Annotated in this window: 21 protein-coding genes and 2 pseudogenes; 11 read left to right on the plus strand and 12 right to left on the minus strand. The window is 43.3% G+C overall.

Going from position 1 to position 23,130, the window contains the following annotated elements; translation table 11 throughout:
• The first annotated feature begins 41 nt into the window (after window positions 1-41).
• The 6 genes from MAS10914_RS0123250 (at window position 42) to MAS10914_RS34565 (ending at window position 7,502) form a co-directional block, all read left to right on the plus strand.
• Complete coding sequence (locus tag MAS10914_RS0123250; RefSeq protein ID WP_017318351.1) at window positions 42-1,361, plus strand: glycosyltransferase; 1,320 nt, start codon at window positions 42-44, stop codon at window positions 1,359-1,361.
• 294 nt (window positions 1,362-1,655) lie between these two features.
• Window positions 1,656-2,678 (plus strand): YihY/virulence factor BrkB family protein, encoded by a 1,023-nt coding sequence (locus MAS10914_RS0123255; protein WP_017318352.1) that lies wholly within the window; start codon window positions 1,656-1,658, stop codon window positions 2,676-2,678.
• A 716-nt stretch (window positions 2,679-3,394) separates the two neighbouring features.
• A complete protein-coding gene (purB, locus tag MAS10914_RS0123260; protein ID WP_017318353.1) occupies window positions 3,395-4,690 on the plus strand; it encodes an adenylosuccinate lyase in 1,296 nt (431 codons plus the stop codon).
• A gap of 331 nt (window positions 4,691-5,021) precedes the next feature.
• Entirely contained in the window at window positions 5,022-5,984 is a 963-nt protein-coding gene (locus MAS10914_RS0123265; protein ID WP_017318354.1) for an aldo/keto reductase, read from the plus strand.
• 298 nt (window positions 5,985-6,282) lie between these two features.
• Window positions 6,283-7,308, plus strand: coding sequence for a hypothetical protein (locus tag MAS10914_RS0123270; protein WP_017318355.1), 1,026 nt, complete (start codon window positions 6,283-6,285; stop codon window positions 7,306-7,308).
• A gap of 53 nt (window positions 7,309-7,361) precedes the next feature.
• On the plus strand, window positions 7,362-7,502 hold the full coding sequence (locus MAS10914_RS34565; protein ID WP_017318356.1) for a hypothetical protein: 141 nt from the start codon (window positions 7,362-7,364) through the stop codon (window positions 7,500-7,502).
• Between the two features lie 259 nt (window positions 7,503-7,761).
• On the opposite strand, the gene MAS10914_RS30895 is transcribed toward MAS10914_RS34565, so the two are convergent.
• Window positions 7,762-7,956, minus strand: a complete 195-nt coding sequence (locus MAS10914_RS30895) for a hypothetical protein (protein ID WP_017318357.1) — start codon at window positions 7,954-7,956, stop codon at window positions 7,762-7,764.
• 31 nt (window positions 7,957-7,987) lie between these two features.
• On the opposite strand from MAS10914_RS30895, the gene MAS10914_RS0123285 reads away from it, so the two are divergent.
• On the plus strand, window positions 7,988-8,368 hold the full coding sequence (locus MAS10914_RS0123285) for a hypothetical protein (RefSeq protein ID WP_017318358.1): 381 nt from the start codon (window positions 7,988-7,990) through the stop codon (window positions 8,366-8,368).
• A 295-nt stretch (window positions 8,369-8,663) separates the two neighbouring features.
• Here MAS10914_RS0123285 and MAS10914_RS36695 read toward each other — a convergent pair.
• Window positions 8,664-8,881, minus strand: a pseudogene (locus MAS10914_RS36695) (hypothetical protein); the annotation flags it as partial.
• Window positions 8,882-9,046: 165 nt separating this feature from the next.
• Here MAS10914_RS36695 and MAS10914_RS0123290 point away from each other — a divergent pair.
• Window positions 9,047-9,901: an aminotransferase class IV gene (locus MAS10914_RS0123290; RefSeq protein WP_017318359.1), complete on the plus strand. Its 855-nt coding sequence runs from the start codon at window positions 9,047-9,049 to the stop codon at window positions 9,899-9,901.
• Between the two features lie 313 nt (window positions 9,902-10,214).
• Here the strand turns inward: MAS10914_RS0123290 and MAS10914_RS0123300 are convergent, their stop codons facing one another.
• Window positions 10,215-11,294, minus strand: coding sequence for a spore photoproduct lyase family protein (locus tag MAS10914_RS0123300; protein WP_017318361.1), 1,080 nt, complete (start codon window positions 11,292-11,294; stop codon window positions 10,215-10,217).
• A 453-nt stretch (window positions 11,295-11,747) separates the two neighbouring features.
• Window positions 11,748-12,911 (minus strand): ferrochelatase, encoded by a 1,164-nt coding sequence (gene hemH, locus MAS10914_RS0123310; protein WP_017318363.1) that lies wholly within the window; start codon window positions 12,909-12,911, stop codon window positions 11,748-11,750.
• A 95-nt stretch (window positions 12,912-13,006) separates the two neighbouring features.
• Between hemH and MAS10914_RS0123315 the strand changes: the two are divergent.
• Window positions 13,007-13,222, plus strand: a pseudogene (locus MAS10914_RS0123315) (SAM-dependent methyltransferase); the annotation flags it as partial.
• A gap of 427 nt (window positions 13,223-13,649) precedes the next feature.
• Window positions 13,650-14,645 carry an SGNH/GDSL hydrolase family protein gene (locus tag MAS10914_RS0123320; protein WP_017318365.1) on the plus strand — a complete coding sequence of 332 codons (996 nt, stop codon included), beginning with the start codon at window positions 13,650-13,652 and terminating at the stop codon, window positions 14,643-14,645.
• Between the two features lie 31 nt (window positions 14,646-14,676).
• Here MAS10914_RS0123320 and MAS10914_RS0123325 read toward each other — a convergent pair whose 3' ends face one another.
• Both MAS10914_RS0123325 and MAS10914_RS0123330 read right to left on the minus strand, forming a co-directional pair.
• Window positions 14,677-14,889, minus strand: coding sequence for a hypothetical protein (locus MAS10914_RS0123325; RefSeq protein ID WP_017318366.1), 213 nt, complete (start codon window positions 14,887-14,889; stop codon window positions 14,677-14,679).
• Between the two features lie 423 nt (window positions 14,890-15,312).
• Window positions 15,313-15,864, minus strand: coding sequence for a P-loop NTPase family protein (locus MAS10914_RS0123330; protein WP_033366463.1), 552 nt, complete (start codon window positions 15,862-15,864; stop codon window positions 15,313-15,315).
• A 94-nt stretch (window positions 15,865-15,958) separates the two neighbouring features.
• On the opposite strand from MAS10914_RS0123330, the gene MAS10914_RS0123335 reads away from it, so the two are divergent.
• A complete protein-coding gene (locus MAS10914_RS0123335; RefSeq protein ID WP_017318368.1) occupies window positions 15,959-16,579 on the plus strand; it encodes a superoxide dismutase family protein in 621 nt (206 codons plus the stop codon).
• Between the two features lie 34 nt (window positions 16,580-16,613).
• Here MAS10914_RS0123335 and argJ read toward each other — a convergent pair whose 3' ends face one another.
• From argJ to MAS10914_RS0123370, 6 genes are all read right to left on the minus strand, one after another.
• Entirely contained in the window at window positions 16,614-17,924 is a 1,311-nt protein-coding gene (argJ, locus tag MAS10914_RS0123340; protein WP_017318369.1) for a bifunctional ornithine acetyltransferase/N-acetylglutamate synthase, read from the minus strand.
• An 827-nt stretch (window positions 17,925-18,751) separates the two neighbouring features.
• Entirely contained in the window at window positions 18,752-20,227 is a 1,476-nt protein-coding gene (gatB, locus tag MAS10914_RS0123350) for an Asp-tRNA(Asn)/Glu-tRNA(Gln) amidotransferase subunit GatB (protein ID WP_017318371.1), read from the minus strand.
• Window positions 20,228-20,289: 62 nt separating this feature from the next.
• The gene (locus MAS10914_RS0123355; RefSeq protein WP_017318372.1) at window positions 20,290-20,802 is read right to left on the minus strand and encodes a hypothetical protein; all 513 of its coding nucleotides are present in this window, start codon (window positions 20,800-20,802) and stop codon (window positions 20,290-20,292) included.
• Window positions 20,803-20,834: 32 nt separating this feature from the next.
• Entirely contained in the window at window positions 20,835-21,323 is a 489-nt protein-coding gene (locus tag MAS10914_RS0123360) for a HugZ family pyridoxamine 5'-phosphate oxidase (RefSeq protein WP_017318373.1), read from the minus strand.
• A 249-nt stretch (window positions 21,324-21,572) separates the two neighbouring features.
• The gene (locus MAS10914_RS0123365; protein ID WP_232224223.1) at window positions 21,573-21,956 is read right to left on the minus strand and encodes a hypothetical protein; all 384 of its coding nucleotides are present in this window, start codon (window positions 21,954-21,956) and stop codon (window positions 21,573-21,575) included.
• A gap of 149 nt (window positions 21,957-22,105) precedes the next feature.
• Window positions 22,106-23,128, minus strand: a complete 1,023-nt coding sequence (locus tag MAS10914_RS0123370) for a hemerythrin domain-containing protein (RefSeq protein ID WP_017318375.1) — start codon at window positions 23,126-23,128, stop codon at window positions 22,106-22,108.
• Window positions 23,129-23,130: the final 2 nt, after the last annotated feature.

Genomic DNA, 23,130 nt, shown 5'->3' on the forward strand with positions numbered 1-23,130 from the left:
AAGCGCTTAAGCGCTTATTACAAATTAATTACCGATGACTAATGACTATTACCATTGCCATTATTGCTGGTACTTATAAACCTGAGCGCTGTGGTGTTGCTCATTACACTGCTTGTTTGCGGGATGCCCTGAAAAAGCACGAATGCCAGTCTGTTGTCCTCACTATCCATGCAGCCGCCACAGAAGTTAATGACTCCACCGTTATGGGTGTGGTACAAGATTGGCGATTTGCTGATTTGATGTCTTTGGTACAAGCAGTACATGCCACCAAGGCTGACATTTTGCATATGCAACATGCAGCAGGCACTTACGCTTTTGAGCGTGCTATCTTTTTGTTACCGCTACTTCTTAGAGCGACAGGTTATCGCAAACCAATTGTCACGACAGTGCATGAATATGGTTGGTGGGAATGGCAACCGAAAGGTATTCCACCGGAACTTGTAGAATGGTTGAAAATGTGGGGACAGCAGCGCGGGTGGTGGGATAGAGAAGATGGGTTTTTACTGACTTACAGTGATGCATTGATTACAACGAACGCGGAGGCAGAAGAAGTTATTTATAAACGACTACCGCAGTTGACTAACCGCGTGTCGCGTATTCCCATCGCTGCAAATGTCGATGTTACCCCAATTGACCGAAACACAGCACGTCAGCAATTGCGTCAAAGGTGTAACTTTGCTTTAGATACCAGCATCATCGCTTTTTTTGGCTTTCTCCACCCAGTCAAAGGCATAGAAACGCTTCTACCAGCATTCAAAAAAGTTCTAACAACTCATCCGCAAGCGCGACTGTTGCTGCTTGGCGGTGTGGAAAGTCTAGCTTTGCGGGGAGAAGAAGCAAAACGTTACTGGGATAAACTCCACACGCTTGTAGCTGAACTAAACTTAAGCGAAATGGTGCATCTTACCGGCTATCTTGATGTTGAAACTGCCTCAAAATATCTTTCCGGGTGTGATATTGGAGTGCTACCCTTCAACCACGGAATGACGATGAAAAGCGGTTCACTTCTGGCTTTGTTGGCTCATGGTTTGCCAGTCATTGCGACTCAACATCCCACACCTCTACCCGATGGACATCCAGTACAGCTCGTTCCTCCTCGCGATATAGACGCTTTGGCAGATGCACTTTGCCAACTCCTAAACGACCCTGATAAATGGAACCATTTAGGTGATGCTGGTCGTACTTTTGTCCAAAACTTCACTTGGTGTAATATTGCGCGATCGCACTTCAACATCTATCAAAAACTCCTCTCCTGTGCGTCCTTGGCGACGCCCTTCGGGTTCGCCAGTTCCCTACGGCGGGAAACCCGCCTTCAGGACTGGACTCACCAGTCGCCTGGGTCGGGAAACCCTCCTGCATAGCGCTGGCTCGTCTTGGCGGTTCTTTTAAAAAAAAGTCCGAATGCAACTCGAAAATGTCAAAAAAATCGACGTTCTCCGCGCCAACGCCATCGGCGATTTTATCTTTGCCCTACCTCAGTCATAAGTTGTCAGTAATTTATACTTAGCACTTGCTACTCAGCACTCAGCACTTCTTTAGTGAATTCTACCTCAAGGACGCTATATCGATGCCTTGGGAAAGATGCCATACACACAAAAAATTTGGTATCAATTGCGTCAGGGGGAAAGCACATCACTGGAAAAAGGGACATCGTAATGAATTTAAAGGCGATTTGGGGACTATTCCAAGAGACATTCAATGAATGGAGTAACGATAAGGTGTCGCGCTTAGCCGCAGCGTTATCTTATTACACGATTTTTTCTATTGCCCCATTGCTGATTATTGTGATTGCGATCGCCGGCGCAGTCTTTGGAGAAGAGGCAGCACGGGGCGCAATTGTAGGGCAACTACAAGGCTTAGTCGGCAAATCTAGCGCAGAAGTTATCCAGACAGCCATTCAAAATGCCAGCCAGCCTAAAGCGGGAACAATCGCCTCACTCATCAGTATTGTTGTCCTGCTGTTTGGTGCGACTGGTTTATTTAGCGAGTTGCAAGATTCCCTGAATACAATTTGGGAAGTGCAGCCGAAACCAGGACGCGCTATGAAAAACATGATTCGCCAACGCTTTACGTCGTTTGCGATGGTTCTAGCTATTGGCTTTTTACTGCTCGTTTCACTTGTACTCAGCGCCGTGTTGGCAGCACTGATTAGTTACTTTAGAAATGTGGTACCGGGTATAGATTACATCTGGCAGATTGTTAACTTCATCGTTGGTTTTGTCGTCACTACGGTGCTATTTGGACTAATTTTCAAAGTCCTGCCAGATGTCAAAATTACTTGGAATGATGTTTTGATTGGAGCTGCCCTCACTGCACTTTTGTTCTCCATTGGCAGGTTTCTGTTGGGACAGTATCTGGGAAACGGCAGCTTTGGCTCAACCTACGGTGCGGCTGGTTCAATCGTAGTTATTCTGGTTTGGGTTAACTATGCCGCTCAGATTCTCTTTTTCGGGGCTGAGTTTACCCAGGTTTATGCTAGAAAATACGGTTCCCGTATTGTTCCTGCCGATAATGCCATTCCCATCACTGAAGAAGCTCGTCTAAATTTAGGAATGAAACCCAAAACGGCACAAACAAGAATCAGGAAACAGTCTGGCAAAAACTCTAACTTGATGAGTCGCTTATTGCGTCGCTTTACCCAACCAAAGCACGTGAAGCGCAAAAGAAGTCATCGGTAATTTTAAAAACTTCTGTTGCAACAGGTTTGTTTTTAGTATTTAGAACCACAGATGAATCATAAATGCAGACCAATAAATTATCTGTGTAACCTACAGCACGGCTTACACCTACATATCTGTTTATCTGTGGATTCATTTTCATAGTAATTGACTTTTACAAGATATCTATAGCGATCCTAAATGAGTTGTGAACTTACTCGTTGAGGCAGCAAACAGGGAATAGCGAACAGCAAAGAGGGATGTACAGATATACTTCGTTTTTTCACAAATCAAATAGGACTGCTATATTCTTCATCCTTTTTAAACACCCTTCAAGAAAAGCCTCTAGAGAAAACTAGAGGCTTTAATAGTCATTGAGAAGAGAAATGCTGGAGAAGCATTGCAGTTTTATTCTGCCTTATGGCTCACGATGTACCCACATCCAGAAGGAATAGAATTTTAAAAGTAACTTTCTACACTTAAAAATAAGAAGACCCCGATAGAGCCGGGGTTTTACTCTACGCAAATTCTATTTCAGAAATACCGCTTTTTATTTTGCTTTCAGGTAAACAATCGCACCAGATTCCAAAGATATAAAGTTTAAATATGTGATTTTGTATACATTAAATAAATCACTCTTATGATCTAAGCCTACTTTTGCTAAAAGTCTCATAAAGAGTCTTTATGACTTCGCTCTATTCTCTGTACAATATGACGGTGGTATTCTGTGGCGGATTGTGATTGAGCGTTATACCTTGCCCGAAATGGGCAATCTATGGACAGAAGCATATAAGCTAAAAACTTGGCTGCAAGTAGAAATCGCTGTTTGTGAGGCTCAGGCTGAGTTGGGTTACATTCCTACTGAGGCGGTTGAGGAAATTAAGGCAAGGGCGAATTTTGATCCAAAGCGGGTCTTGGAAATTGAGGCTGAAGTCCGCCACGATATGATTGCTTTCTTGACAAATGTTAATGAGTATGTAGGTGAAGCGGGGCGTTACATTCACCTGGGTTTAACAAGTTCCGATGTGCTGGATACGGCTTTAGCACTGCAACTGGTTGCCAGTCTGGATATACTGATGCAACGCCTAGAAGATTTGATTGAGGCAATTCGTCAAAAGGCAAAGGAACATCGCACTACCGTAATGATTGGACGTTCCCACGGCATTCACGCTGAACCTATCACCTTTGGGTTTAAGCTTGCCGGATGGTTGGCAGAAGTGTTGCGACACCAAGAACGCCTAAAAATTCTACGTGAAACGATCGCCGTCGGCAAGATTTCTGGTGCAGTGGGAACATATGCAAATATTGAACCTCGCGTAGAGGCGATCGCTTGCCAAAAATTAGGACTTCAACCCGATACAGCATCGACACAGGTGATATCGCGCGATCGCCATGCTGATTATGTACAGCAATTAGCTTTGTTAGCGGCATCCATTGAACGCTTTGCTGTTGAAATTCGCAATTTGCAAAGAACAGACGTTCTGGAAGTGGAAGAATTCTTCTCCAAAGGGCAAAAAGGCTCCTCAGCAATGCCACACAAACGCAACCCCATCCGTTCCGAACGACTCACAGGGATGGCACGACTCGTTCGTTCTCATGCTGGTGCTGCTTTGGAAAATATCGCTTTGTGGCATGAAAGGGATATTTCTCACAGTTCTGTCGAACGAGTAATTTTCCCGGATGCTTGCATCTTGACACACTTTATGCTGGTAGAAATAACCGAATTGGTGAAAAATCTGCTCGTTTATCCTGAGAACATGGAGCAGAATATGAATCGCTACGGTGGTGTTGTGTTCAGCCAAAAGGTGCTACTAGCATTGGTAGACAAGGGAATGAGCCGCGAGGAAGCTTATGCGATCGTGCAAGGAAACGCTCACACTGCTTGGAATAAACCAGACGGCAATTTCCACGACTTAATTGTCAAAGATCCACAGGTTACTCAAAAGTTGTCACCCGCAGAAATTGAAGTATGTTTTGACCCACAACAACATCTGCGACACTTAGAGCAGGTTTACCAACGGTTGGGAATTTAACGGCTTTGGTGTAAATCCCTCGCCATAACCGGGCAACAAAAACACAGCGACTTATATTATGATGTTGGCTCTTATTGCCCATAATAAAACTTGTTTGTAGTCAGGACTTCAGTCCTCGCTTTTTTGGTAAAGAGGACTAAAGTCCTGACTACGAACTTCCGCAGGGTTATGTCATCGGACATGATATAACCCAGCAGATACTTATAAACAGGCAATAAATAACGAGCCAAATTGAGTGTGTCTCTGGGAAGATTCTGTGAACTTTTGCTTGTGTTTGAATTGTGCTCACAGCTATGTATAGTTGAGCATAGCTGGCATACAAGGAGAAAGGATGTCAGAAAGTACGTCAAACTCAGAAATGCTCTATCGAGTTCTCGGTAGTACAGGAGAGAGAGTTTCCGCGATTGGACTGGGTGGTTGGCACATTGGCTTGAAGTACGTTGATGAGCAATTGGGCATACGTATTGTTCGTACAGCGATTGATCGTGGCATCACCTTTATGGATAACAGTTGGGATTACAACGATGGAGTCAGCGAGATTCGCATGGGGAAAGCCCTCCGCGATGGCTACCGAGACAAAGTATTCCTGATGACAAAAATTGACGGTCGATCTAAGAAAGAAGCCGCAAAACAGATAGACGAATCGCTTCAACGCCTGCAAGTTGATTATATTGATCTTGTCCAGCACCACGAAATTATCCGGTATGAAGATCCGCATCGAGTTTTTGATGAAGAAGGCGCAAATGCCGCTTTCATTGAGGCGCGGGAAGCTGGTAAGCTGCGATACATTGGCTTCACTGGGCATAAAGACCCTCATGTTCATCTGCATATGCTTGAAGTTGCAGCCGAACAAGGATTTAAGTTTGATACAGTGCAAATGCCGCTGAATGTGATGGATGCACACTACCGGAGTTTTGAGAAACTGGTTCTGCCAGAACTCGTCAAACAAAACATCGGCGTTCTAGGTATGAAAAGTTTGGCGAACGGTATTATTTTACAGTCAAAAACTGTAACGCCAATTGAGTGTCTACACTATGCGCTAAATCTGCCCACATCGGTTGTGATTACGGGAATTGATAGTATGGAAATTCTTGATCAGGCATTTGAAGCGGTGCGGACGTTTCAGCCCATGAATCAGCAGCAGGTGCGATCGCTGTTAGCAAAAACAACAGAAGCAGCATCACGCGGCGAATTTGAGCCATTCAAAACCTCATCAATTTTTGACAGCACTGCCCAGAATCCTGATTGGCTGGGAGAGGAACCACAGCGTCTCCAGCAATTGATGCCAACATAATCAAGACATATCGCATTGATGGATGCGTTATACAGCAAGAGCTACGCATCTATCAATAATAGACTTCTTGCATTCATTCCAAAAAAAAGAGTAATTAACCACAGATGGACACAGATGGACACAGATGGAATCTACTTATGTAAAAGGTTTAATCTCTAACGACGGTAAGTCACTTCTGAAAAGCGATCGCTGAACTACTGTCTGTTGCAACACAATGTGCAAAAAGAAGTTACCTGTATAGTTCTCCGTTTAAAATTATATAACTACACTACGGGAATATACTTTAAGAACTTCTTTTATGAACAGATCAGATAAGGCAAACCAAATTGTCTCTCCTTGGTGGCGGTGGCTTCTTGAAGCTCTTTTCCCAGATAAAAAATTTGATGGACAATTTCAAAACCCAGGTAGTGAACAGGTTTTTGATTTTGACTCGGTGATGGCATCTGTTGACCCCATCACCACAATTGCATCTGACATCGCCTATTATCCAGAAAAGGACAAAGGTGAACTTTTTGCAATCTTTATCTCTGGGTTGGGACAACATGAATCAGAGTCTTCAAAAAGGAGCCGTAGGTATGCAACGACTCTCTTAACTGGCATTGCCAATATGCACAACTCCACGTTTCTTAAACAACGTCCAATGATCGCTTTCATTAACCGATATCTTGATTGGATTAATGCAGTTCTTGATTATCTAAATTTATCTGGTAGTCCAGTCATTGAAAATGCAGCAACTTTGATTACTTATGCCGTAAACAACAGCGTAAATCTCAATTTATCAGGCGATAGTCTTGGAACAATTTTCTTAGCTAGAGCTATTAAGATTGCTAAAAGAAACTTTATTTGTGGACGCGCTAGGGTGTTTGACTTTAGAGAACGACGAATTCAAGAACAAAAGTGGAAGCAACGCACTAGTCAACTTATCAATGTTTTCACATTCGGAAATGGCTATCGACAATGGGTAGCAGGTCCAAATTATATTATGGTTTTTATTCAAGGCGATGTATTACCAGAGAAATTTGGAATCACACCGCAAAGAGCTATTAAGCAAAAACGAAAGGATATCAAATTTTTAATTTTTCCGCGTTTGTTTCCTAAAGGCAACTTTGAATCCCATAACATGATGTTTACAATCGAACTTCTTCGCCAAACTTTTGAAAAAAATCAGATTGAAGTTGGTGATTTTGCTAGCTTATATAACAAACTCAATTCTAACACCCTAAAAATTGCCACACCCGATGAAGTATCATGGCCAAGCGACATGAAAGACTACGCATGGTATCCAGATAGCCTCAATTTTATTGATGCGTTAAGCAAAAGCTAACGTAGTTTACAAGATTGGCGATCGCCTCCAGTAGGCACCGAAGCAATCAAAAGATGCGTATTGAATTAACTGGTGACTTGAAAGCAAAAGACATAAGCCAGAAAGCCACGCGCGATGGTTCAGTTGAGCAGGAAATGGTTAAAGGGGTGAAAGCTACAAACATTGATTTAGGCAATTTAAACCAAGAAGCTTAAATCAGTGAACAGTATCACTTTCCGTGAAAATTTAAAATCCTTGCGCGATAATGGTTAGCCTGGTTAGTGAAAGTACTTTCTTTTGTTAACTCTCAGTAATTTTGCTCATTAGTAGTGGCGCGGCAAAACTAAAATGGTGTAATAAAAAAGGTTTGTAGTGAGCGCTTTAGCGCTAAATAAACTATAAATCTAATGCACAGCTTTAGCCTTGACACGCCACTACGAGAGCATCTTGCGGTTTTGTCTTTGCATCGCTGTGTTATTTAAATGTATTGGCTTGCATTGTTAATGCATCGGCTTGCATTGTTAATGTATTGGCTTGCATTGTTAATGCATCGGCTCGCATTGTTAATGCATCGGCTTGCATTGTTAATGTATCGGCTTGCAAAAATGAATTTACTCTTTTTTTCAAAAAATGTCTCTTTACTGTTAGTTTTTCTGTGGCAATGGGCACATTAAATATAGAATATATCACGTAAAATTCTATGCCTACTCAAGATACAACACGCCGTTTGAGTCCTCAAGTGATTAATCAAGATATTGACTCATTACACGGTTTGCAAACCATCAGCACCTACAACACAAGCCGTTCTGATGCTTCTGCTGCAAACTTACAGCAAGCTTATCAGGCTATGTTGACACAGCAACAAGCCGAAACCGAGAAACTAACTTTATACCGTGCTGCTGCCGATGCTGCCCGATTAGCAGAATGGGAATTTCACAATGCTATATTAGCTATGAAAGAAGCTGTGCGCGGGCAATATGGGTCAGATAGTGATCAGGCTCAAGCGGTTGGATTAAAGAAAAAATCAGACCGCAAACGTCCCACGCGCAAGAAGCTAGTTGCGGCTACAACATCAACTTAAGCATAGTTTTCTTTCGGGCGGGCATTGCTTACTAATATCTCAAATGTCGATCACATAAACTTTTCTGAGCAATGCCCATCCTACGATTTACTGCTGTCTTCTTCAACTGCACCCAATGCAAGAAGTGTCGCCCGCAATCCCAAAGCTTAATTGTCTGGTCTAAACTCCCACTAGCTATAGTTCAACCGTCAGAACTACAGGCAACAGATCCGATCCAATCCGTATGTCCTCTCACAGAATTTCTTGTTCAATGGTTGACAAACGCTGAAACTGCTGATCAATTATGTCTGAATATCACCAGTGATTCAATTGGTGGCACATTGTGGAGCGATCGCCAGATAACAAACTCAAATTCCTCCTGTAGTTTTTTCCCTGCTTCACACAAACAGAAGTTTTTTCAATTCCACCAATTCCTAATATTGCCACTAATCGACAACGGTCTTAGATAATCCATTGCTCTAAAGTTGGTAGTTCTTGAGAACGTCCGTAAAAGATAGAAACATCAATCGCCTCATCTCAGTCTTGATAAAAGCGGTTGACGGCTACAAGTTTGGTCAGAAGGAAGAAACATACAGCATTGTTGCCGCTCACGGCTACTTATGCACACAGATGATTTATCTGTGTTAATCTGTGTGCATCTGTGGTTTTAAATATCTTAAATATCTTAAATATCATTGTATGACTTTTGCCAAAGATCTCATTTCTTACGTTAATGGGAAATATGTCCCATCAGACCAAGCTTCTCTGCCAGTTAATGATTTAGGAATTGTACGAGGGTATGGAGTATTTGATTATTTACGCACTTATAACGGAGTGCCATTTAGACTACGAGAACACGTTCAAAGGCTGCAAAATTCAGCAGAATTAATTGGCTTAAATTTGCCGTGGTCAACTGAGGAGATAGAAGCAATTACTCAAGAAACACTTAAGCGGAACAATTTGCCAGAAGCGAACATTCGGATTGTGGTAACTGGCGGTTCTTCAGCCGACTTTATAACTCCTCCAGAACAACCTAGTTTAGTGGTTATTGTCTCTCCTATTTCCCAATATCCAGTGGAATATTATGAACAAGGGGTAAAAGTTGTCACTGTAGAAATGGAGCGGTTCATTCCTAACGCAAAAACTCTGAATTATATTTCTGCCATTATGGCTCTACAACAGGCAAAACGCGCTAGTGCGATTGACGCATTGTATGTCAATCAGCAAAATCATGTGTTGGAAGGAACGACTACAAATTTCTTTGTTTTTCGAGACTCTCAACTAATTACGCCAAAAGACAATATTCTTCATGGTATTACAAGAAATGTTGTCTTGGAACTTGCTAAAAACCGATTCGAGATAGTTGAGAAACCTATTTATTACAGCGATTTGAATAGTTGTGAAGAAGCTTTTATAACATCTTCAACAAAAGAGATTATGCCCGTAGTTCAAATTGATGAATTACAAATATCTAATGGAAAACCAGGAGAAAAGACTCAAATTCTCATGCATTTGTTTAACAATTATACTACTTTAGGTAAAGTATCAACATAGACTGATTTAAACTACTTAAAATATGCTGTGCGTATACGTGCGGCACGCTTTGTGCGTATGGGCAATTGCCACTAATCTAGTGTTCTGAGACATTATTAGAGAAAAAATATGCAGACAAGCATGATTGGAATGTCTGCACAACCAAAGCCGCCCGTTGCGCTTCTCAAACCCGTTACAGACCACTACTTCGCCACGAAGGTAACGGACAATTACTCTTACATAGAGAACTTCAAAGATGGAAAAGAGAACCGTTATAATATTTGAGCTTGAACCTGCACAATATCAACTACAGCACTAAAGCGCTTACTACAAACTAAGTCCAGTACAGAATCTTGGCATTGGGAAAGCGCCGTCCAATCTCATCCTCAAAAAAGGGCTTCATAGTCTTCATCGTGTCTGTATCGTAGACATACTTTGTGCCACCAAACTTATTTCGCTTGACACTGCGTTTAGCTTCGTCCATGTCTAGTTTTGATTGGGGATACCACGTTTGCAACACTTCTTTTGAACCTGGTGTAAAGCGGTGCGAGATAAGCTCAAAAGTGAGGTCACAATCAAAATCTAGTGCTTCACTAATCTGGTCAAACAAACGACCATAATGCATTTCCCAATCATCCATATGCATAATAGGCGCGATGACCAAACCTACAGGATACCCGCCACCACCTTGTTCTGGTGGTAACGCTAACCGCCGCAATGCCATCAGCCGTGATGATACGGACGCTGTACCACCTTCAAAGCGACCAGAAACAGGCGCAGCATTCACACTGATTCGGCAGCGTGTGTTACCATTGTGCGGTAAATTGAGTAGCTCATCCACAGCATCAAACTTGGACACCCATCGTAGATGTGCATCATCACGAGTGCCAAAGTAGCGGATACATTCAGCAAGGCTTCCTGTGAGATGCTCAATACCTAAAGGATCGGTGTAACAACTCACCTCAAAACTTGTTTTCCTCCCTGCTTGCTCGTAAGCTGCTAAGTTCTCTAATATTTGTGGCAGGTTGGCAAACACGCGAATGACAGGCGGACCTTGTAAGCTACCAGCTAAGTAGCAATATTGACAATGTGCTGGACAACCTTCGGCAATATGAAATTGCCACTCAGCCGATGGGGGGATAGGACTAAGCTTAAAGGAACTAGGCGGCGCTGTTACAATTGCGAGAGTGCGCTTGGCAGTGTTGTATGTGTCGCGTTCAGATTCTCCGCGCAAACCTGTCAAACGATTTCGCGCTAACTCTTCAATCGGTAAGTTGAGAGACTGCAAGCGTGCTAATATCTTCTGTCCCCACGGTTCAGAGAGGGCAGCTGGTGTGAATAACACCCGTTCTGGCATCCATAGTTTTGGTTCTCGCAAGGGTGTAGTTGGCGTCAGAACATTGTCTGCAATCATCTATCTTGCTAATTACTCCTAATAAATGTGGGTCAAGTTAAGCGATCGCAACAGCTAAAGAGACGCAAATGTGACGCATATTAAATATTCAGCTATTTATGCGATATATCTCTATTTTAAAATCATGAAAAATAACTTCGTACCTGCCAATAGAGCGGGTTATACCCAACTAAAAGTAGTAATTTTCTGTTGCAATTTTTGTTAACTTTAACTACGGCTGAACAACTACCTTGGCAGCATACACTTTGTATTTTTGGGATGTTGATTTAAAAATTGCTTCTGGGTTGCAATTATAATCCTTAACAGGAAACCACAGATAAAGTATGACCAAGCTACTCAGTAGCAGAAGCACTATAAAAATATAGTTGTGTTTATACCCCATAGACTTAAACAATTCATAACTCGTCATTACCAACTTAATGACGAATTAGGAATTATTGCATAGCGACTTGACTACAAAAGCCCAATCATGTGCAGGAGACCTTGACCTGTAATCAGTTCGATAATTAATGCTATGAAACCAAGCATAGCAATACGACCATTCCAAACTTCTGCACTTGTAGTCATACCCCATTCCCAACGTTCAGGCGGGTAGATTCTGACCTTTTTCTTCCATTGGCTGACTTGTGAAAACTTCAGACTGGGGGATTGCAACGCATCGAGAACCATGTCTGCTAGCGCTTTGACAAACACTGCATGAGTGTTTAAGGCGGGTACACGACGGAAGTTGTGAATTCCTGCTTCTTCTGCGATTTCCCGATACTCAATGTCAATTTCTTGTAGTGTCTCAATGTGTTCTGAGACAAAACTGATAGGCACGACAACCAAATCTTTCACGCCTTTTTCCGCTAGTTCTGGGATAGCATCCTCTGTATAAGGTTGCAGCCATTCCACGGGACCCACACGGCTTTGGTAAGCTAAAATGTGGGGATTTGGTCGATTGAGGGTTTGCATGATTAGATGCGTGCATTCCTCAATTTCTTGCTGGTAGGGGTCGCCTGCTTCTTCAACATAACTCTTGGGAACGCCATGAGCGCTGAAGAAAATATTAACCTCGTCAGGATGGGGAAACTGATCTAATTCTTGAGCGATGAGATCCGCCATCGCTTGAAGATAACCTGGATGTTTGTACCAAGAGGGGATGACGGTATAGTCAAGAAGCTGAAGTTTGGGGTCTTCTTGCCAAAGTCTTTCTAAAAGCCGGAAGCTAGAACCACTGGTACTGATAGAAAACTGGGGATACAGAGGTAATACGACCAGGCGTTCAATGTCATCTTTGGTAATTTTGGCGATCGCCTCTTCGGTGTAGGGATGCCAGTAACGCATTCCAACGTAGATATTAGCTTCTTGCCCCAAGGCATGGAGCTGTTCTTTCAAGGCTTCTCCCTGCGCTTCAGTAATGCGTCGCAACGGCGAACCGCCTCCAATTTGCTTGTAATTCTCTTGGGATTTTTGGGTACGCCTTGAAGAAATCAACCAAGCTAGGGGCTTTTGCAACCAGCGAAAGGGTAGGCGAATAATTTCTGGATCAGAAAACAGGTTGAACAGAAAAGGCCCGACATCCTCTAATTTGTCTGGACCACCGAGATTGAGTAATAAGACGCCTACGCGACCCATAGTAGTTATAATCCCCCAATCTTTTCATCTTTTTTACTAATGTTAACAATAATATCTTGAATAAATATCTAAAGTTAACAACAAAGAAAGATGCTGTGGCTACAATTTTAAGGGATTGGAGTTACCGTTACCAATGCCTGTATGATGGCGTATCCCTTCTGGGGGCTGTGAGTATAGCTGGTGAGGCGCGTTTGAGGCAAGTGGTAATGCTTGGGTTAACAATTCATGCAGACACCAAAGTTCTGGATTTATGTTGCGGTAGTGGTCAAGCAACGCAATTTTTTGTCAAATATTCACAAAATGTCACAGGGCGTTTACACTTGTGGATTTTCACAATCCTACTCATTCCCTATTTGTAAGCTAATCGTCATTCAGTTTTCCAGGATGATTCGTTTGTAGTAAGGGCTTCAGCCCTAGCTCTATGCAACTTGAATGCTCATTAGCTTACCTGGAAGGGCGCCTTGCTTCGAAGCACCTAGTGCCTCGAACGCGAGTGCGTGCCGTAGGCATAACAAATCTTTTTCAACTTTGTCTTTAATAAATTTAGGGGCTTGTACCTTTTTAACATTCAGAATTCTGTATTCTGTATTCTTTTTTGGTCAGCCGTGCCCACGGTGAGGAGCTTAGGCGTGACAGTGCATAAGTTGATTTCTTCTCAATCTATTTATTAAGGATACAGTACAAGAACTTTAGACAAAATTGCCTAAAGTCCGGTCTAGTAAAGCAAAGTCTTGACTTATGATTATCAACCTATTTGATACCGTCAATTCCTATCGAGATATTAATCTCGACTTAGTTGCAGCAGCTGTAACACCAGACGAGCAACTAGTATCAAACTTTCAAACTTTTGTTAGAACAAATACACGACGTTGTCATTTTAGTGATATGTATGTATTTGGTGACAGCCTTTGTGATATTGGCAGTGCTTTTGATGCTACGCAAAAGGCATTAGGACAAGGGAGTCCACCATCACCTCCATACTTTCAAGGACGCTTTTCCAATGGTCCAGTATGGGTAGAATACCTTGCGACATTACTAGAATTAACCTCTAAGAGGAATACTAACTTTGCCACAGGTGGTGCGAATACAGGAGCTAAGAACACCTTCATTCCAGATAATCAATTGGGTTTACCGGGATTGCAGCAGCAAATCAACAGCTTTATTGAAGATTTAAAGGCAGCAAATCGGCTTGCTGATCCAAAGGCGCTTTACATTGTATGGGCGGGAGCCAATGACTACTTAGGCGGTGGCGTGACTCATCCTGCCATGCCCATCGAAAATCTCTCATATGCTATCACGTCCCTGGCTGCTGTTGGCGCTAAAAATATCATGGTACTGAACTTGCCAAACTTGGGAGAAGTTCCTGCTACACGCACAGATAGTCAACAATCTACCCTTCTCAACGCATTAACACAACAGCATAACTTTAGCTTATCTGAATTACTTAACACTTTGAATTTAGGTTTTGACGTGAGCATCATTCCTTTTGATGTTAATTCACTATTCCATCAAGTGTTTACTAATCCAACAAAATTTGGTTTTACGAATGTGACTGATGCTCAACTCGACCAATCAGATCATCTTCAAAATGACACTGATAAATTCTTCTTTTGGGATGTCCTGCATCCCACAAGATTTGGTCATAGTCTGTTAGCAGAATTTGCCTTTTCGTTGCTGGCGCCGACAGTTCAAGCAAGGCTATCAACTAACCAACATAGTTTGTTGAATTTATAATGATAGCGAGAGTAGATGCTGGTAGGGTATTTCATAAATCCATTACGTCTTGAATTTCCGCTTCATATAGCAAAATTGTTGTCTCAGAACCTACCCTACCCATTTCTGGTAGTGGTCCCATTTCCATTTCAACGGCATAAGCCCACATACCTGAATCAAGTTGGTAATTCTGGATTTTTCCTATACCGCCAAAAAAGGAAACAAGTTGATGTTTGCTAAATCTAGGTAGTGTTGCTGTCCTCATTTCAATTCTCCTTGTATACCTATCAATCTGGTTTAATTTATAGGTATTTGAGGTTTTAGGCAGAATTACTGTAAGGCAATAATCACTACGAATATCGTAGTTATATTTCGATAATATTTCCCCTCTACACTACTCATCCCTGCCAAGAGACTTAAACCACGCATACCCCAAAGGATGATTTGATTTTGAGTTCAATTTGTAGTGAAAAACACAAAAAAGTAAGCTAATCGTCATTCAGTTTTCCAGGATGATTCGCTTGTAGTAAGGGCTTCAACCCTAGCTCTATGCAACTCAGAAGTCAGAAGCGGAGCCACCAGATGCTCCGCCTCCGGTCAGAAGTAAAATTTGCTCTCTGTCTGGCTTTGAGACAACTCTGTTGTACTTCATTCACTTGCAATGTGCTGTAAGTACTTGCAGCACTCTTCATCTCGACTTCTTTAAGTTTAACAGCCAATCTCGTGCAGCTTGGGGGGAACGCAGATGTACCACTTGCAGATGGCTATGTTCAGGTTTTTTGAACAGCAGAGGATACTCTCTGCGCTTTTTATGGTAAGTCTGAAGCGCCCACAAAATAATCGAATCACGGCTAAAGGTTTTTTTCCAACTTTCGCGGTTACCATTGCAGACTTCCTGTTGTGTCACCACCCGGTGAAATGTTCGCCATCCCAACTGCTTCATAACAACCCACAGCGGATAATCTAACCAGACAACTGTGTCAGCCTTTCCCCAAACTATGTCGCGTACCAGGCTGTAATTGCCATCAACCACCCAGGTATTGCTTGCAAGTGCTTGAGAAACTCGTTCACGCATCACATCATCTGGGACTTCTATCCAGTTCGGTTCCCAATGTAACTCATCCAATTCTACATGGGGGATGGCAAGATGCTGGGAAATTTGCCCTGCTAAAGTTGTCTTGCCAGATCCACTTGTGCCAATGACAGAAATTCCTTGAGGGAATGCGGGCGAATATTTCATATTCAAGAACCCTAAACCTAAAATATCTTTACTCAACTGAGGTACCTGCGGAATGTAGGATCTAACTCAAGTTATTTTGTTACCGCAGGAGGTCATGGTGATCAAGTTTTCGCGGCTCAAATCTTTGTTTGCCTTCGGAGTCACCCTTTGCTTGATGCTGGTCTGCTCCGTTGCATTGGGGCAAACGAGCGAGGCGCAGAGCCTACTACGCGCACGAGTCGAGGTTCTAGGTACAGATATTACTGGCACCCTAATCCTGACACAGCGAGAGAATGGAGTAGTGCGGATTCGAGGCACCATTCAAGGTGATCCAGCAACGCTGACTCCGGGTCTGCACGGACTCCACATTCATTCTGTGGGCGTGTGCGAACCCGGTGCTCAACCTCCTTTTACCACCAGTGGTGGGCACTTTGACCCTGGTCCTTTTGGTTCGGAAGTTCCTGTACAGGAGAACCATCCGTACCATCTAGGTGACTTGCCAAACCTGGTCGTGGATGAGATGGGATACGCAAACTACAATACGCTCACCAGTCGCGTCACCCTGAGTGAAGGTCCTCTCTCCGTGTTTGATGATAATGGTAGTGCAATCATCATTCACCAGTTAACAGATCAACAAAAAGCAGGCGGGACGGCTGCTGAAGCGGGTGGGGGACGGTTAGCCTGTGGGGTCGTGACGCGTGAAGATGGATCTTACCAATCAGACGATCAGGTGTGATTATGCTTGCTTACTCAAAGGAGGGATTCCTTGATTAAGTTGTATACTCTGCATTAATCTTCACGTAGTCGTAACTTAAGTCACAACCCCAAGCTTTACCCGAACCATGACCATTGCCAATACTGACGGAAATAATCACTGGATTGTCTAATCGTTGTTTGATGATGCCACGATGAACTGACAAGTCATTGCTCATATTTGTAGCAACTAAATCCTGTGGCACACAAGCATCTGCTGCGGCTTGTTTGAGATATTCACTGGCTACTTTTCGGTCAAATGGTAGTGGTTGACCATTCTCCATAAGCAAGAAATCTCCTAGCTTTATTTTCAGGTTTTCTTGCTCAAAAGGAACTCCGGCGCGTCCAGCGGCGGCGGCGATGCGTCCCCAGTTGGGGTCGCGTCCAAAGATGGCAGATTTGACAAGAGAAGAACCTGCAATGGTTTTGGCAACTTGTCGGGCTGCTTGTTCATCCTGCGCCCCTGTGACTTGTACTTCTATCAGACAAGTTGCGCCTTCACCGTCACGGGCGATCGCCTTTGCCAAGTGCTGGCAAACTGCTGTTAACATCGCCTCTAATTTTTCTGCTTCTGCACCCATTTCGGTCATTGCAGGGGTGCGGGATTGCCCGTTAGCAAGGGCGATTAAGCTATCGTTGGTACTCGTATCGCCATCAACTGTGATGGAATTGAAGCTTTGATCTGCTGCGCGGCTCAACATTTGTTGCCATAGGATGGGAGATACTGCTGCATCACAGGTCACAAATGCCAGCATGGTTGCCATGTTGGGATGAATCATCCCTGAACCTTTGGCAATTCCCCCAATCCGCACTGGGCGATCGCCTATAGTTGTCTCTAGGGCAATAGATTTTGTCACCAAGTCTGTAGTCATGATTGCGCTTGCGGCTGCATCCGACCCTGTTTCGGAAAGGGCGGCTACGAGTTTGGGAATTCCTGCTTTGAGCGCATCCATGCGAATGCGTTGCCCAATCACCCCAGTAGAAGCTAATAGCACGGATTCTGAGGGGATATTCAGTGCTTGCCCTACCATCATGGCATTTTCTAGGGCATCTAACCAGCCTTGATTACCAATTGCAGCGTTTGCTTGTCCGGCGTTGCAGAAAATAGCACGAGCGCTCTGTTTAGCTTGCAAGCGTTGGCGACAATAATCCACAGGCGCTGCTTTTACTTGACTGGTCGTGAATACACCTGCGGCGATCGCCTCTACATCTGACACTATCAAAGCTAAATCTGGCAATCCCGAAGGTTTCAAGCCTGCTGCAATTCCTGCTGAGCGATACCCCCTAGGTGCTGTGATACCACCAGTAATTTCCTGCCAGTCTGCCATTGTTTTTCCCCTACAACTTTATAGTGGCTTGAGGAGCGATTATATCAAGCTTTTGTCCTTTGTCCGAGTGTTTGCGACTCTTGACAAATAACTCTTGACAAACAACTAGTAATTAATAACTAATAACTATAAATAAATAAAAAAGAGAGAGCCACTTGGGTAGCTCTCCAGATCATCAGGGTGCATCTACTTAACATAGTATATCACTTTTGCACTGGGGGGCAATACCCCTCACCCCCGTTTCACTCTCAAAATTTTCTTAGCAATTTTCCAGGAGATGGTAAAGAAAAAAAAGAGAGAGCCACTTGGGTAGCTCTCCAGATCATCAGGGTGCATCTACTTAACACAATATATCACTTTTGCACTGTGGGGCAATACCCCTCATCCGGTTTCATTCTCAAAATTTTCTTAGCAATTTTCCAGGAGATGGTAAAGAAAAAAAAAGAGAGAGCCACTTGGGTAGCTCTCCAGATCATCAGGGTGCATCTACTTAACACAATATATCACTTTTGCACTGTGGGGCAATGCCCCTCACCCCGTTTCATTCTCAAAATTTTCTGAAGATTTTTGAGGAATAATCTTAGAAATATAGTGAGGAAAAGTTATTTTTTGATTTTCATCTGTGCTTGATACTCGTAAAAAATAGAAAAAAGGAGAGCCACTTGGGCAACTCTCCAGATCATCAGGGTGCATCTACTTAACACAGTATATCACTTTGACACTGAGGGGTGAGACCCCTCTTTTTTGAGGTTTTACTAAAGATACGGTGAAGAAATTGCCAAGAAAACACTATTGTAGAGACGTGCCATGGCACGTCTCTACAGAATTTAGCCATTCAGCTTCTTTTCCACCAATTGGTTAGTCAGTTTGGGTTCAGCGAGTTTGTTGGTCTTTTTCAAAACCTGTCCAACAAAGAAGCCTTTGAGGTTGGTGTTACCGTTGCGGTACTTTTCTAGTTCTTTGGGATTTGCGGCCATGACTTCATCAATGATGGCTTCCAACAGACTGGGATCACTGATAAGTTCCTTATCTTTAAATAATTCCTCAGGAGAACGACCATTGAGCAAATCTGGAAGCTTCTCTTTAGCTATGGCGTTGCTAATTTTCCCTTTTTCAATCCGAGTGATGACATCAGCAAGATTGGTGGGTGTCAGGGCTATTTCGGTGATGTTGAGTTTATTTTTGTTAAGGTAGGCGGCGATGTCCTGAGTAATCCAGTTTGCGGCTTGTTTGGGATTTGCACCAGCAGCAATAACCGCTTCAAAATACTCAGCAACTGCACGTTCTTCTGTCAACACTCGCGCATCATAGACAGTCAGCCCCAACTCACATTCATAATGATGGCGTTTCTGGGCTGGTAGTTCAGGAAGATGACTGCGCCACTCTTCTAATTGTTCATTAGAAACCTCAATCGGTGCTAAATCTGGTTCGGGAAAGTAGCGGTAATCGCTAGAACCTTCCTTAACCCGCATACTAATTGTGCGTTGAGAGCCTTCTTCCCAAAGGCGAGTCTCTTGTATAATTCGTTCGCCAGCTTCTACCGCTACGATTTGCCGTTCAATTTCGTATTCAATCGCCCGTTGAATGGCGTTGAACGAGTTCATGTTTTTGATTTCTACCTTAGTGCCAAATTCCTTTTGTCCAACAGGACGCACGGAGATATTGACATCGCAGCGTAGAGAACCTTCTTGCATGTTACCATCGCTGACGCCAAGATAGCGTAAAATTCGCCGCAACTCTTGAGCATACTCAGCGGCTTCTTGTCCAGAACGCAAATCGGGTTCCGAAACAATTTCTACCAACGGCACACCCGCCCGATTGTAATCTACCAGAGAGTAGGTGGAACCAGAAAGGCGGTCACTTCCCGCGTGTACCAATTTGCCTGCATCTTCCTCCATGTGCAGGCGTGTGATCCCAATCTTTTTGCGAACGGGGTTAGCGTCAGCATCGACCAATTCAATTTCTAACCACCCATGTTCAGCAATGGGCAAGTCATACTGAGAAATTTGGTAATTTTTGGGTAAGTCAGGATAAAAATACTGCTTGCGGTCAAATTTGCTATATTTTGCAATTTGGCAATTCAACGCCAGACCCGCTTTGACAGCGTATTCTAGGACTTTTTCATTAAGGACAGGCAAAACACCAGGCAAACCCATGCAAACTGGGTCAATGTTAGTATTGGGGTCAGCACCAAATGCCGTAGAGCTAGAAGAGAAAATCTTTGTTTTGGTGCTGAGCTGACAATGGGTTTCTAGACCAATAATTGCCTCGTACTCAGTTTTTACTGGAGCAGCAGAAGTCATAAAATCACAAATTGGGCATAATCCTTCATAGTGGTACTATTGTAGTCTGCTATAGACTTGCCCTAAGGACGGGTCGGTTCAGCTTTCTCGACTGAGTTATCGTTCAATCCTAAAGTCAATTGCAGAGGAGTCCGTGATGGGTATGCCTTCACCACCTGCCGATAAACCTGATAGTTAGTGGGTAGTGTCCTCTGTTCCTCCCCGATTCTATAGTTCAGTTGGTACTTCACACTTTTTAACAATTCGGGATTACTTGCCTCTTGAAACTTTTTGCGTTGTTCCACCTCATCAACTGAAGGTCGCGGCGGCAAAGCTGGCCACCATAAACCCCTGTCATCAGGACCAGTGACTGCTCCTTCTGGCTTCAAGCCATTACGATTAAGCAAGGAAGTCGTCGCAAAAGTTTCAAAGCGCGGTACTTGTCCATTACTTAAGTCATCGGCATACTTAACTTGCCAAGTATAAGTGGTAAGCGCTGTGGCTTCATACTGGTCAGTGGTCAGGGTGCTGCAACTACTGAGTGTCAGCGTAGTCAGCATAGCCACTGTCAAGAGCAAAAATCTTAACTTTCGCATTATCCTTTTGAAATTTTACCACATTATTTTGATCAGCTTTCTGTGGGCGAACAGATGTTTAAGTTATCGGGGTCTACCTCATAGGCAGCACCAAAGCCAATAACAAAGCGACCTTTAGTTGGCTTAAGCTTAAAAATGCGGAAGTCTGGCAAATCGCGCAATAGTTGAATAATATCTCCGAAACGCGCTTCAAAGCTATCTACAATTTGGTTCCATAACTCCGTGTCTCGTTCCACTAAGCTCGCTGTACAGTCAAAGGTAAGACGGCGACGGGCAAAGATCTGCTTGGTTTGAGATTCGTCTTCAATAAAGAGCACACTCGCCTTGGGGACAGCATAGAGATTTTGAGTGTGGGTAGAAAGACCGCTGACATAGATGTAAATATTTTTGCTTTCATCTATGACAAAAGGAGCATAGCTCGCATTGGGAATGTTATCTGCACTTACGGTACTGATAATAAGGCTTTGGAAAAGGTCTGTGAAGCCTTGATATGCGGTGAGGGCGGTTTCAAATTGGGACATATATTGCAGTCACGCCTGGGTTCTTTTTTGGTAAACAATAGAACTCTTGCAAAAGTATGGATTTAGAAGTTAGAACCACAGATGCACAACGGACACTTGCATGCCAGTCGCCTCCGGAGGGAAACCCTCCTGGAGCGTTGGACTCCCCGCACAGCAGTGTGCTCCAGATTAACACAGATAATTTATCTGTGTGCATCTGTGTGCATCTGTGGTTTTATTTTAATTACTCTTGACAAAGACCACTAGAAATCACTCCAGAGTCGGTTTAGTTCGAGCGTAGGAGTTTAAAAACAGAACAAAGAGAATTGCAAAGGTAAGGTCAATAACACCTGGAACTAAATAAAATGGGTGAAGCTTGCCTACCAAAGTATGATAAGCCAGCACAACGAAGACCGAAGATTGCGCCAAAATTCCAAGTTTTACAATGCCGTGATTGCGCTCGATGTCCTGACCAACCCACCAATAGCCAATCCCGATAACAAAGACCAACACGAGAAATAGGTGTGAATATTCAGAATTGATCAGGGGTTTCTCGCCAAGCAACTCGCGAATCCATTGGTCGGATAACAGCAAAAACACAGATTCGACCCAATTGATTAGAGCCTTAAGTTGAAATATATACTTCCACGTCATTTGATTATTCATAATTGCACGCGCTTTGAATCCTCTTCTCTAGAACGTTTTGCTTGAAGGGAGGAAAGGTCACAACAAGTAAAAAGTAAAAAGGTAAAAGAAAACACCTTCTTTCTTTTGACTTTTGACTTGGTTCTTTTAACTTGGAGTTAAGCGATCGCCATCTGCTCTTGCAGTTTGCTTTTAGCTGTTTTAAACTCGCTAGCCATTTGCTTCTGCTGCTCATGGCTGAAGTTGTCACGGAGTTTGGGGAATATATCCTTTTCTTCTTGATTAATATGAGTTCGCACAGCAGTTCTTAGCTGCTCAATTTTTGCTTTGAATTCAGATGAAGCAGGATTGATAGGCTTAATTTCGTCTAACATCTCCATCACTTCGTCGGTCTGGTCGTATATTTCCTGTGTGTGTTCGTAATACTGACGAACTGCTGGGTAGACGACTTGTTCTTCGGCTGTGCCATGAGCTTTTATGTCTTTGTAGAGTTGCCCAAAATACTCTTGAATTTTATGAGGATCATTAGCGTTGAAAATTTCCACAAACAGAATATCAGCCTTAGTATGATCCATCAGGAGAAGCTCACGGATACCCATCTCGTCATCGGTACGTGTGATGACACTACCCACCACGCCAGTTAAGGCGGCAACAGCATCTTGAACTCGTGCCCACAGTCCCTGCTTTGGCTCTTTTCCTGTCAGTTCACGAACACCCAGAATCTCCAGAATTCCTTTGAGTTGCTCTTGATGAGCGCGGTTTTCAAAGTTAACTGTATTTAAAGGAGTTATGGCAGCTTCAACATCAGCACCAACAACTTGAGCAGCTTTGTGCATCAGCAGTCCAGCCATTGTTTGCTTATGCTTGAGCAATTCATGCTCTTGTACTTTCTCAAACAAAGTCAGTTCAGATTCCATAAGTTTCTGAACTTCCGCAATTATCTTCTGGGTTGTTGCCTTAGGTTCACCCTTGACACCGTACTGAACAATGACAGTATCGAGAACGCCCAGGTTTTTCTGATCATCTTTGAGCATATCCTGTAGGCGTTCCCGAATATCATCATCAGTGCAGTTTTCAATGAATTGCTGCTCATTCTGAATCAGCAGATTTTGTAGTGCTTTCATATCTGCCAATTTTGTTGCAATTGAAAGGCGCTTAGTGTCATCAAGAGTTGATCCCATTT

This window comes from Mastigocladopsis repens PCC 10914, assembly GCF_000315565.1.
Lineage (GTDB): Bacteria > Cyanobacteriota > Cyanobacteriia > Cyanobacteriales > Nostocaceae > Mastigocladopsis > Mastigocladopsis repens.